Origin of the sequence: Sphingomonas sp. HT-1 (assembly GCF_048568905.1) — a bacterium.
Classification (GTDB): domain Bacteria; phylum Pseudomonadota; class Alphaproteobacteria; order Sphingomonadales; family Sphingomonadaceae; genus Sphingomonas.
Map to the genome: position 1 here is coordinate 565,004 of NZ_CP183770.1, position 12,306 is coordinate 577,309.

10 protein-coding genes are annotated in these 12,306 nt (G+C 65.3%); 1 reads left to right on the forward strand and 9 read right to left on the reverse strand.

Features of this window, described 5'->3' with window-relative positions; genetic code table 11:
* Positions 1-120: 120 nt before the first annotated feature.
* The 9 genes from ACNFJ7_RS02700 to ACNFJ7_RS02740 all read right to left on the reverse strand — a co-directional run bounded on the left by ACNFJ7_RS02700 (position 121) and on the right by ACNFJ7_RS02740 (position 10,636).
* Positions 121-2,004, reverse strand: coding sequence for an ATP-binding protein (locus ACNFJ7_RS02700; protein WP_236704459.1), 1,884 nt, complete (start codon positions 2,002-2,004; stop codon positions 121-123).
* A 145-nt stretch (positions 2,005-2,149) separates the two neighbouring features.
* The gene (locus ACNFJ7_RS02705; RefSeq protein WP_037513969.1) at positions 2,150-2,770 is read right to left on the reverse strand and encodes a chemotaxis protein CheX; all 621 of its coding nucleotides are present in this window, start codon (positions 2,768-2,770) and stop codon (positions 2,150-2,152) included.
* Between the two features lie 14 nt (positions 2,771-2,784).
* A complete protein-coding gene (locus ACNFJ7_RS02710) occupies positions 2,785-3,168 on the reverse strand; it encodes a response regulator (protein WP_019370603.1) in 384 nt (127 codons plus the stop codon).
* A 78-nt stretch (positions 3,169-3,246) separates the two neighbouring features.
* Entirely contained in the window at positions 3,247-3,483 is a 237-nt protein-coding gene (locus ACNFJ7_RS02715; protein ID WP_082664454.1) for a hypothetical protein, read from the reverse strand.
* A complete protein-coding gene (locus ACNFJ7_RS02720) occupies positions 3,480-5,381 on the reverse strand; it encodes a chemotaxis protein CheA (RefSeq protein ID WP_019370605.1) in 1,902 nt (633 codons plus the stop codon). The genes ACNFJ7_RS02715 and ACNFJ7_RS02720 overlap by 4 nt, the downstream gene beginning before the upstream one ends.
* Positions 5,381-6,235 (reverse strand): CheR family methyltransferase, encoded by an 855-nt coding sequence (locus ACNFJ7_RS02725; RefSeq protein WP_026009325.1) that lies wholly within the window; start codon positions 6,233-6,235, stop codon positions 5,381-5,383. The genes ACNFJ7_RS02720 and ACNFJ7_RS02725 overlap by 1 nt, the downstream gene beginning before the upstream one ends.
* A complete protein-coding gene (gene cheB, locus ACNFJ7_RS02730) occupies positions 6,232-7,320 on the reverse strand; it encodes a chemotaxis-specific protein-glutamate methyltransferase CheB (RefSeq protein WP_019370607.1) in 1,089 nt (362 codons plus the stop codon). The genes ACNFJ7_RS02725 and cheB overlap by 4 nt, the downstream gene beginning before the upstream one ends.
* Complete coding sequence (locus ACNFJ7_RS02735) at positions 7,317-8,699, reverse strand: chemotaxis protein CheW (RefSeq protein WP_019370608.1); 1,383 nt, start codon at positions 8,697-8,699, stop codon at positions 7,317-7,319. The genes cheB and ACNFJ7_RS02735 overlap by 4 nt, the downstream gene beginning before the upstream one ends.
* Before the next feature lie 5 nt (positions 8,700-8,704).
* Complete coding sequence (locus ACNFJ7_RS02740; protein ID WP_026009326.1) at positions 8,705-10,636, reverse strand: methyl-accepting chemotaxis protein; 1,932 nt, start codon at positions 10,634-10,636, stop codon at positions 8,705-8,707.
* Positions 10,637-11,309: 673 nt separating this feature from the next.
* Here ACNFJ7_RS02740 and ACNFJ7_RS02745 point away from each other — a divergent pair.
* Positions 11,310-12,305: an ATP-grasp domain-containing protein gene (locus ACNFJ7_RS02745; protein ID WP_019370611.1), complete on the forward strand. Its 996-nt coding sequence runs from the start codon at positions 11,310-11,312 to the stop codon at positions 12,303-12,305.
* Position 12,306 lies beyond the last annotated feature (1 nt).

Here is a 12,306-nt window from a genome sequence, read left to right on the forward strand (position 1 = left end):
CGTTCCACGGCTTTCCCGTTCTCGCGCTAGTTCACGTCACTACCGTGGTGCCGGAACCGGCCAGGCCCAGCGGTTGCCGCGATTACCGGGTGATGTCGCGAGGCCGAAAATCGGAACCGTTCACGGCTCGATGCGCTGGACCAATACGACAGCGTTGGGCTTCCTCGCTTCCTGTTCAAGCGCGTGCGTTCGCTGATCGAGCAGTTCGCGCACCTTGGTTGCGAGCCCGGCATAGGTGAAGGGCTTGGCGATCAGATCCACCGTCGGCGCCAGCCGACCGTCGCTCATCATGAAGTCGCTAGGGTACCCCGACGCGAACAGCACGCGAAGGCCCGGGCGGAGACTATGGGCCCGGTCCGCGAGCTCGCGACCGGACATCTTGGGCATGACGACGTCCGTCAGCAGCATCGAGATCGCCAGGTCGTCGCGTCCCAGCAGGTTTATAGCATCTGCTCCGTCGTCGGCCTCGATCACGCGGTAGCCGAGCTCGCGCAGGATGCCGGCCGTGTAGGCCCGCACGTCGTCGTCGTCCTCGACGACCAGGATAGTCTCGTCGGCGCTGCCCGTCTCAGGAGCCGCGTCGTCGCTCTTCGTCTCGATCGAAGCCCCTTGCGCCTGGCGCGCGAGATACAGGCAGACGGTCGTGCCTTGCCCCTCCACCGAGGCGATCGAGATGTGCCCGCCTGACTGCTTGACGAAGCCATATACCATCGAGAGCCCGAGGCCGGTGCCCTTGCCTACCTCCTTGGTGGTGAAGAACGGGTCGAAGACCTTGGCCATCGTCTCAGGCGACATGCCGGTGCCGGTGTCTGCGACGGAAATAGCCACGTAAGATCCGGGCGGGCAATCGTCCGAAAGCTGCTCCCGCAGTTCGATGTTCTCTGCCTTGATGGTGAGATCGCCGCCCGCCGGCATGGCATCACGGGCATTCACCGCCAGGTTGAGGATGACGTTTTCGAGCTGGTGCGGGTCCACCTCGACCGCCCAGAGGCCAGGTTCCGCGACGATCCGAACAGCGATCGCCTCGGAAATCGAGCGCGAGAGCAGATCGGTCATACCGTCCAATACACGCGCGACATCGATGGTCTTTGGCTCCAGCGGCTGTCGCCGGGAAAAGGCGAGAAGGCGCTGCGTCAGTGCGGCTGCGCGCTCGGCTCCCTTCAGCGCATGCTCCAGCGAGCGGCGAATGCGCGGGTCTGCGGCGTCCCCCATGCGCCGAAGCGCTGTGTCGACATTGCCGATGATGACGGTGAGCAGATTGTTGAAGTCGTGCGCGATACCCCCGGTCAGCTGGCCGACCGCTTCCATTTTCTGCGCTTGGCGCAGCGCATCTTCGGTCTGCCGGTGCTCGGCCACTTCCTGCTGGACGCGCATCTCCAGCGTTTCCGCGAGCTCGCGCAGGCGGGCTTCCTGATCTTTGGCGTCCGTCACGTCATAGATGACACCGATCAAACGGTAGCCCGACCCTTCGCGCAGCACTTCGCCGCGACGTGCAATCCAGCGATACCTGCCGTCATCGCGGCGAACGACGCAAAACACGCCTTCGAGCGTATCCGGGATCATGCCGCTTCCCGGCTGAGGAAGCAGCGGCGGCTCGCCGGCGGCGAGCACATTGTTGATGGTCTTGACCGGGAGCGCGGTCGCAGGCTGCAGGCCCAGCAACTGGCAGAACTCGGCTGAGACCGCTGCCGTGGCGAAACCGTCGATATATTCGAATGTTCCGACTCCGCCCGCAGACTGGGCGATGCGCAGCCGCTCCTCGGTGCGTTTCCGCTCGGTGACATCAATGAAAAGACCGGTAAAGCGGAGCGGTTCGTCGTCCGCATCGAGATGCAACTGGCCGCGCCCGTGCATCCACAAGGTCGATCCATCCGGCGCGATGATCCGGAATTCCTTGGAGAAGTGCTCTGCACCGGCCAGGATGCCGGCAATGGCGATACGAATGCGCGGTCGATCGGCGCTGTGAATGGCCTTGAAGAAGGTGGACGTCGGGAGCGCCGACACTGCAGCTTCCGCTTCCAGCCCGTATAGTTCCGCGAACGCTGCATCGACGCGCAGCGTGTCGGAAGCGATATCCCAATCCCAGCTACCGCTGGCGCCGACCGCAGCCATGAAGGCGCGATCTTGTCCGCCAGCGTAGAATGGCGATTCAGGCATCATTGCCGACAACTCTTTCGATGAACTCGTCAAGAAGCTCCTTGATCGTTTCAAGCGACGGTAGATCCATGATCATGGCGATGTAGCCGCGAATGTCGCGCTTCCGCACAGCAAAATCGATATAGAGAAAAAGCACCAGACCGTCCGTGGCACCGTCGCCCTCCACATCGAACAGCGTCGCGCTGTCGCCCCGGAGAACCTCCGGGATCGTCATTGTCAGCGATCGCTTCAGCATGTTGGCTATGGTGGCGAGACAGGAATTGAGGATGACGTTGCCCGTTTCGGTCAGGGCCTCGGTCTCCATTTCCATCAGATCTGTACCGGTGAGCGTGTCGCCTGTCACCGCGCGCGCAAGCTCGAGGCTGTTGCCTTCCGGGAAGATTAACAGGGCCCTTCCCGCGAAGGGGCCACTGAAATCCTGGCGTACTGCTACGAGGCCGGAATCCTCGCGTTCTCCGATGAGCCGCGCCGCACGGTGCTGGCTAACCACATCGATCGAGGGCACCGACAGGCTGACCTGATCGCCGATCATTTTACGAAGGCTCGACGCTGCTCGGCTCACGCCGATGTTCACGATCTCGGTAAGCGCGTCCCGCTCGAGCTCTCCGAGCATCACATTGTCGAGAGTCACGCCTTGGCCATCCGCAACCGTAGCGCTGCACCTGAAAGAAACGCTTCGATACTCTCGACCGTCACCGGCTTGGCGACGAAGGCGGCGCCCACTTCCCGGGCTCGCGCGATGATCTCATCCTGGATATTTGCCGTGATGATCGCCAGGGGCATCTCCGGCCGTCGCGCACGAATTGCCGAGGCGAGTTCCAGGCCGTCCATTTCCGGCATGTTGAAGTCGATGAGCGCCACATCAATGGGTTGCTCGTCGATCACCCGCAGCGCCTCGTCGCTACCGCTCGCCTCAACCTTCTGCCAGTCAGGTTTGATCTCCGCCAACGCTTTCCCCGCGACAATGCGCGCTAGCTTGCTGTCGTCGACAATCAACACGGTAACCGGCATGCAAAACTCCGAAATTCGGGCCGACATGCCCCCGCGCAGCCGTTCCCGAAATAACCATACCACCCCGGGGGAGGATTGTCATAGAAGCAGATCAATCAGGTGGCGGGCAACGAAGCCGTCCCGTGGCGGCGCAGCGCGAACCTCAGGCTTTGCAGCCAGTAGAATCTGGAATACTGCCAGATGAAGCCGCTCCACCCTAGCCATGTCGACATGTCCTTTGGGGCACTCCTGCAGATAGACCAGAAGCGTATCGGCGTCCTCGGCAAGGCATCGGCCTTCTAGGTAGATCACATCCCCGGCGAGTCGAACGGTCACGCCGCGAGTTCCCTCAGATCCAAGACGAGCAGGACGCCGCCATCCCCCAACAGGGTGGTTCCGCTGATGCCGCGCACCCCGGCGAGAAGGCCGCTAGGCGCCCGCACGGCGGCCTCCATGCGATCGCCAAAGCCATCCACGCGCAGCGCGACGGTTTCACCGGAAGCGCGCGTGACGAGCAGCCTTGCGACGGACGTCCGAACCTCGTGACCGTCCAGCAATCGCGCCAGGCTCAGCACCGGCACCGTCTGCCCGCGCAGGACGCAGGCCGTGCCCTCACCAACGGGCATCAACGCGGTCTCGTCGAGCCGCACGGTTTCCACGACCTGGTCGAACGGCACGCCATAGCGCTCGCCGGCGGCCTCGACGAGGAGGAGCTGCGTCGTGAGCGCATTGGCCGGAAAGCGAAGCCGGAAGCGGGTGCCTTGGCCCAGGGTGCTATCGACCGTGATCGTCCCGCGAAGCTTCTCGACCGCTGCCCGAACGGCATCCATGCCGACGCCGCGGCCCGAGACTTCGGTAACCTGCCCGGCCGTGGAGAAGCCGGGGGCGAAGATCAGGCGAAGTGCTTCCGCATCCTCCAGCCGCTCGGCCGCCTCGGGTTCGAGCAACCCGCGCGTTGTGGCAACCTCGCGGATTCTGGCAGGATCGATGCCGGCGCCGTCATCGACTAGCTCGATCAGTACCGCGTCTCCCTCGCGCGCCGCCGCAAGGGTGATGTTTCCCTCCGGCGCCTTGCCCGCAGCGCTTCGGTCCGAAGCCAATTCGATGCCATGGTCCACGGCGTTCCGGAGCAGGTGCAGGAGCGGCTCGTACAGACCTTCCGCGATCTGCTTGTCGACCTCCAGCGTTTCGCCCTTGGTGGCGAAGGTCACGGATTTGCTCAGCCCCGCGGCGATCTCCCGAACCATGCGGGGGAAGCGGCGGAATACCGGCGCCAGCGGCACCAGACGAATGGAATGGACACCGCGCCGCAGTTCGGCCGCCGCCCGCTCTACGGCGCCCTGTGTCGTGCGTAGCTTCGCGGCGAGTTGCGGATCGAACTGCTCCGCTTCCCGGGAAAGCGGCGCGAGGGCGTGGACGGCGGCGAGCAGTTCGGCGACGCCGTCCGCCAGCGCGTCGACCCGGGCCGCATCGACCCGGATGATCGACGTCGCCCCTGCCTCGCGTGCCTGGGCGGTCTTGGCTTCGGGTGCGACGGGATGCAACTCGACCTGATCCCGCACGAGACGGAAGGCCCCCTGGAGCGCCTCGATGGGCGCGCCGCTCACGCCTTCCAGGATGGAGATGCACCGGAATGGATCGAGCGCGTCGAGGCTCGGCCAGGTCTCCGCTGCAGGCCGGACATGCAACCAGAGAAGGTCGGGTATCGCGGCGGCGACCGCCAGCGGATCGTCGCCGCGGAAGAAACAGTCCGCATCGGGCGTGTAGCGAAACGCAGTTGCCGGGCCGTTGGCGTGTGCGGCTAGCTGCCTTGCCCATTCCGGCGTCTGCCCGGCAACGGCGGACGGCCCGGGACGCACGTGCCCGGGCAAATCGCCGATGAGCTTCGCCGCGCGGGTCGCCGCCTCGTCCGACAAGGCGCCGGCGGCTTCGAGCTCGTCGATCCAGCGGTCCACCGCGTCGAGACAGGCGACCAGCGCGGCGCTCGCCTTGGCGTCGATTGCCGCGCCTTCCTCGCGGGCGCGTTCCAACACATCTTCGGCGGCATGGAGCGTGCGTTCGGCAGCCGCCATGGGGAAGATCGCGACCGAGCCCTTGAGCGTGTGGATCGCGCGAAAGGCCGCGTCGATCGCTGCCGCGTCTTCGGGATCGTGTGCCAGCGAAGCCAGGGCAGCCGTCGCGGCAGCCATCAGATCGCGTCCTTCGATCAGGAAATGTTCCAGCAACTCGTCCATCACGGCCTACGATAGACGATTGCGTTCTCAAGGCGAGCCATGGCGAAACGATCGGTGATGCGCGCCATCGACTCGCTGTGCCCCAAGCAGACGAAGCCACCGGGGTTGAGGCTCTCGAACATGTTCGCAGCCGCGACGGAACGGGAATCATCGTCGAAATAGATCAGCAAGTTACGGCACAGGATCACGTCGAACCGCCCGAGCCCGGTCAGCGTCGCCCGGTCGACGATATTGGCCGGAACAAAGCGCACGGACTCGCGAAGGTCGTCGATGATCTTCCTGCGATGGCCATGCTCCGCCTCGAAGTAACGATCGACGACGTCCTGGGGGAGCCGGGCCAGTGCCCGGGTGCCATAGCGCCCGGCGCGCGCGAGCTCGATCGCGGCGGTGTCGAGATCCGATCCCACGATCTCGATATTGTAAGCGTCGACGAGTGGCCAGTGTTCAAGCAGCCAGATCGCGATCGAATAAGCCTCCTCGCCGGTCGAGCAGGGCATCGACCAGATGCGGATCAGATCGCCCGGGCGACGCTCCCTGACCAGTTCGGGCAGGATCTCGCGAGCCAGCGCAGCAAGCTGATGGTCCTCCCGGTAGAAATAGGTTTCGTTGATCGTGAAGGCGTTGATCAACGCTTCCCGTTCCGGCCCGTTCGTCTCCGCGAACCCGAGATAGGCCTGCACGTCCTCGATCCCGGCGCGGACCATCCGCGCGCCGATGCGGCGTTCGATATAATAGCGCTTGTTGGCGCCGAAGATCATGCCCGTCCAACGATATAGAAGCGCGCTGACCCGCTGCATCTCGTCGCTTGTCAGTACCGGCAACGGAGCGCTGGCAGTCGGATCACGCCTGCTCATCGCGCGAACAACGCAACCAGTTCAGCGGCCAGGCACTCGAGCGGCGCAACGATGGAGGCGCCTTCGGCCGCAACGAGCGCTCCCGGCATACCCCAGACGACGGCGGTATCGCTGGACTCGGCAAGCGTGGTACCGCCGCGCGTCTTCAGTTCCGTCAGGGCGGCAGCCCCGTCATTTCCCATGCCGGTCATCAGCACGCCAACTAGTTGATCCGGCGGAAGATGCGCCATAGCACTTTGGACCATGCGATCGACGCTGGGATGCCAGAAATGGTCGGCACTGCTGGGCGCGGCAGCCGCCGCAAGGCTGCCCGCGCGACGGGTGACGATCAGGTCCGCGTCGCCGCGACCGATATAGACGTTTCCCGGTTCGAGCGCGGTCGATCTCGCGACTTCGGTGACGGTGAGCGCACACATCTTGTCCAGCCGCCGGGCAAGAGGACCGGTAAAGGTCGCGGGCATGTGCTGGGCGACGAGTACGGGCCATGGGAAATCGGCCGGCAGGCCGCCGAGCAAGGCGTCCAGCGCGGGGGGGCCTCCGGTCGAGCAACCGACCAGCACGAGACCGTCGGCGGGTATTGGACCAGCGGCGGCGCTCCTGCGGACCACCTTTGGTCCCGGCGATGCAACCGTGCGGGGTTTGGCACGCGTCCTCGCTTGCACACGCTCGCGCAGCCGGGTTGCGCGCGAAATGCGGACGGCAGCCGCGGTGCGGACTTTCTCCAGCAGCGCGGGAACGACGGTATCGATCTCGAGCGAAAGCGCTCCCCGCGGCTTGGCGATGAAATCGACCGCACCCAGTTCGATGGCCTGCAGCGTCACATCCGCCCCCGCGGCGGTCAGCGACGAGACCATCACCACCGGGCAGGGCCGCTCGATCATGATGCGATCGAGGCAGGCCAGCCCATCCATGCCCGGCATGTGGATGTCGAGCGTGATCACGTCGGGCGCAAATGCGGCAAGGCGCTGCAGCGCTTCGGCCCCGCTGCGTGCGACCTCGACCTCGAAGTCGCCGGCGTCCGTGAAAATGTCGACGAGAAGACGGCGCATGAGCGGCGAGTCGTCGACGATCAGCAGCTTTATCACGATGCGCCGGCCATGCCTCGCAACAGGTCCTGTTCGGCACCGTCGAGCAGTTCGCGCGGCGACACGATCAGCGCGATTTCCTCGCCCTGGGATAGAGCCGCGACCCATTCGAAGATGCGCGTCCCTTCGGTGCCGAGTTCGGGCGCCGGCTGGAGCGCATCCGATGCGATGCGGACGATCTCGGACGCAGCATCGACGGCGAAGCCAGCGCGAACGTCGCCGATGCGGACGATGATGACGCGTCGCCGCAGTCCCGGGCGGGCCACTTCGCCAAAGCGCTCCGCCTGATCGATCACCGGTACCGCCGCGCCGCGAAGGTTCATCACCCCCTTCACGAAGGAAGGCGCCTTCGGAAGCCGGGCGAGCTTGCCCGAAAGCGCCACGACCTCTTCCACCGCGTCGATCGGCACCCCAAAGACGCCTTCGCCGATCCGAAACAGCAGGAACTGCGCACTGGTCGTATCCATCGCCGCCTCGCCGCCATCGCATTCCATGCTACCCTGCGTCAGACGTGCCGTGATGTCGGGGCGGAGCAAATGCTCGGCCGCCAGCACCGACACCAGCCTGCGTCCGTCATCGAGACGGCAGATCGCCTGTATGCGTGCCTCGGCGTTGCCGCGGGTCAGCACCTGGGGCACCGGATCGATTGCCGTCTCCGGCACGCGCTCGATACCGCGCACCGCGTCCACGAGCAGACCCACGCGGCTCCCGCCGATCCGCGCCACCACGATGCGGGAACGTGCTTCGGGGTCGACAGCCGGCATCGCGAGAAGCGCGCCGAGCGACAACACGGGCAACAGTTCGCCGCGAACGGCCGTGCTGCCGACCACTACTTTTTCCGCATGGGGCATGCGGGCGACCTCGGGTGGCACGCGCAACACTTCGTCGATCGTATCGAGCGGCAGGGCGAATTCCTGACCGGCGAGCCTGAAAACGACCAACGCCACCGTGTCGGCCGGCGTGACACCTGTTCCCTGCTGGTCCTCCACCTCCATACGCGGCGCCCGCCTTGCGTCTCGTGGCGGGGTGCTGGCGGCGATCAGCGCAGCGGCGTCCAGTGGCGTCACATCGGCGGCGTCTTCCGCTTGCGTCAACTGGTCCGCGCGATCGACGGCGAGGGCAAACAGATCGCCGTCTTCTACGACAATCAAACGCTGCTCGCTCCCGCGCGGCCGCTCGATCATCTCGGCCAGCGAGAGCACCGGCACGACCTTGCCCCGGATGTTGGCCAGCCCCAGCAACGCTGACGGACCATGGGGCACGCGCGTCAGCCTCGGCAAACGCGTGACTTCACGTATGATTGCCGCCGGAAGCGAGCGCCGTTGCCCGCCGACGCGCAGCAGCAGGACGTTCTCGGGCGCTTCGGCGGTCCCCGCCATGATCGTCAGTCGGCCTTCTGACTGAGCGCGGCAGCTATCTGGGCGATTTCTTCGATGGCCGCTGCGAGTGTCTCGGCTCCCTGCGCCTGCTGCCGTGCCGCGGCACCCGCCTCGCCCGCCGCAGCATTCGCCAGTTCCGCCGCGTCGGCGATCTGACGCGTGCCACTGCGAATCTCGCGCACGGATCGAAGCACTTCATCGGCCGCAGCAAGCACCGCGTCGTTGACGCCGCCGACAAGCAACAATTCATCCGCGACCGATCGGAATCGATCCACCACGCCCCGGTTGCGGACGATCTCGACCTCCGCAGCGCCGACGACCTGCTCCAAATCCCGGCGGGCCATGGCGACCTGATCCTGGATGGTGCGCACGATGTCCGTGGCGCGCTCGGCATTGCCGGCGGAGTCGCGCGCGAGTTTGCGAATATCACTCGCCACCGTTGCGAAGCCGCGCCCCGCTTCGCCGGCGCGTGTCGCCTCCACCGCACCGCTGACGGCGAGCATGTTGGTCTGAACCGAAATCAGGCCGAGCTGCCCGACAATCTTCTCGATGTCGCGCGCAGTGCCGCGCAGCGCGGAAAGGGCATCCATCACGCCGCGAACTTCCGAAAGACCGTCTTCGACCCCGGCCACCAGGCGGCGGATCGTATCGCCATTCTCCTGGACACCCGCCACGATGCCTGCGATCCGTTCGGCTGCCGCCGAGGCGCCGGCGCGCAGCACCTCCGCCGATTTCTCGATCTGGCCCATGGCGGTATCAGCCTCCATGGTCGATGCAGCCTGGATCTGTGTGCCACGCGCGATCTGTTCGAGCGCGACCTGTATCTCGCCGGACGCGCCCGACAGTTCCTGCACGGTCGCGCTCAGTTCTTCGGCAGCAGCCGCCACCTGATCGACGGCGGCTGCGTCACTCCCATTGGTCTGCAGCGCCTGCACCAGGCCGCCAAGGGCGTCTGCCGTCTGCTGGCTTTGCTCGAGGGAGGCGCTCTGCTGCTCGAGCGCCTGCTGCGCCTGCGCGGTTGCCGCAGACTGTTCCTCGGCTGCGCTCGCGATCTGCTCGGCGCCGCGTTCCGCCTCGCGGGCTGCGCTCTCTGCCTCCATGGACGCCTGAACGATTTCCTGCGTTGTCGCGCGCACGCCCGCCAACGCGTCGCGTGCCTCGCGCAGGCGCGACACGACGTCGCGTCCGGCAGCGGCCTCTCCGGTTGCAAGGCGGGAAGCGGCACGCATCCGCTCGGCGATGTCCGTCACCGCGACGGCAACGCCTTCGGCCAATCGCTGGACATCCCCCGCACCCGTCTCCGAGGTCTCCGCGAGCGCACGCACTTCATCGGCGACGACAGCGAACCCGCTGCCCGCTTCGCCTGCGCGCGCGGCCTCGATCGTCGCGTTGAGCGCGAGAAGGCTTGTCTGATCGGAAAGATCGGCCACGCCGACGCCGATGTCAGCGATCTCTCCCGCGACCTTTTCCAACGCGATGACTGCATCGACGGTGGCCAATTGACGCTGCGCATTCAACTCGATCGCCGCGACCGAAGCTTCGATCTGGCCGCCAACATCCGAGAAGGCGGCCTGCACCGCCTCGATCTTGTGCCGCGCCGCATCGGCCCGCCCGCTGGCGTCCCGGAAACTGGTGTTGAGGGAGGTGATCAGCCCAAGCGACTCATGCGCCGCACCCGCCGCTTCTTCCGCACTGCTCGCAATGTGATCCGCGGAGCGCTGTAGCTCACTGGCCGCGGCGGCGGCCTCGGCGATCCCGCTCGCAAGCTCCTGAACCGCCTGGTCCATACCGTCGACCGCATTGGCCGGGCGTCGCGATTTGCGTCCCGCACGCGCGCGAGGAGGCGTCGGCGGTGAAGAGGGTTGGGGTGCCTCGGCCAGCTGTTTGGCACGGTCCTGCGCGCGGGCACCTAACGTCGATTTCTTCACCAGCGCCATGGGACCTCCGAGCCGAATACGTCCGGCGGCTATGCCTTTCCGAAAGGGGTTAAGCAACTTCTGGGGAATGTCCGTGAACCTCCGTTCCAGAGAGACCTCTTACAACGGTTCTGAGTAGCTAAGGTCGCTCGTGAGCTGTCAGGCCAGCCTATGGCGGGTTACGGCTGCAGCCGACGTGGCGTCGATCTCGGCGGAACGTCGCAGTCGCGGGCCGCCATTGTTCAGTGGTGATCGAACGGCAGCTTCCCGCCTTTCGCGGCCGGGAACCTGCCTTTCAGCGACCGGCCGAGAACGCGCCTTTCGTTCTCATCTTCCTCCCGTCGGGTGAATGCGGAAACGGCGGATTTCTGCGTCTTTGAGGAAATGGCGCACCCGAGGTGAAAGCGCTGGGCACTCAGCTCATTGGGAAATTCTGCTAGCCAGAGCTCCGTAGCGGCGGGGCAGTGCAATGTCGTAGCGTCAGCATGCTTGCTAGCGATGCCTAAATTCATCTGCATTCGAAGCGAAGTTGGTCTGGCGAGGGCTGGGTGATCGTACCGGCATCGTCTGCCTGGGAGCACCCATCTTACCGCCAATCTAATGGGACGTCGGGGAACCACGGCCTTCGAGCTCAGACGCCATCCGATCATCCGGTACGGGTTGACGACCTCTCCCCTAGCGATATCGCAAAACCATGAAGGTCTGGTTTAATCAATCGTTCTCGTTGCGCAACGTCGTGGCTCGCATTGTTCAGGAGCGCCCTGCCGTGCGTCTGGCGGTGAGCGCGATGGACGCCGACTCCCCGGTCAGAGATGTCGCGCCCGAATTCTGGAACGAGCCGGACGTTGCCGGAGACTATCCGCAATGGGTTCTCGACACAGCGATCGAGAAGCGGGTCGAAGCGCTGGTCGCGCAACGGGGACGGGCTGCGCTTGCCGGGATGGCCGATAGATTCCGTTCCAATGGGATTGCCCTACACGTCGCAGCGGATGCCCCGACGCTCGAAATGCTAGAGGACAAGGCAGCATTCACTGCATCGCTGGTCGGCGATCCGATGCTTTGCCCTACCATTCCGGTTCGTTCTGCAGCCATGTTCGATGCGGCAGTCGAAAGCCTCGCCGTCAATGGAGCCCTGGCTTGCGTCAAGCCAGCGATCGGCATCTACGGCGCTGGATATTGGACATTGAATGCGAAAGGATCCTTCGATCATCTGGCCGATCCGGATGCGCGCAGGATCACGCCTGAAGTATATGCGGCGATGCTGCGTCAGGCGCAGGCGACTGGCAAGCAGGTGTCGCTGCTGGTCATGGAACATCTGCCCGGCCTTGAAGCGTCGGTGGATATCGTCGCCGACCGGGCCAAGGTGATGCTTGCCGCCGTGCGAACCAAGCTCGATGCGAACCGGCAGCGCATTCAAACTCGTCATGAACTCATAGCGCATGCCGCCGGGCTTGTCGCGAGGTTCGGCCTGCACGGCGCGATCAACGTCCAGTACAAGCAGGATCGCCACGGTGCCTGGCGGATTCTGGAAATCAACACGCGCGCGGCCGGCGGCGCGTCCTATTGCGACGAGGTGGGCATCCCCTTCAGCACGACCTGGATCGATGTCGCCACGGGCGCGGCACAGCCCTTCGATGCCGAGATCGACGCGGAAATCGTTGCAGTGATCCGTGCAGAGCGCCGGCGCTGAT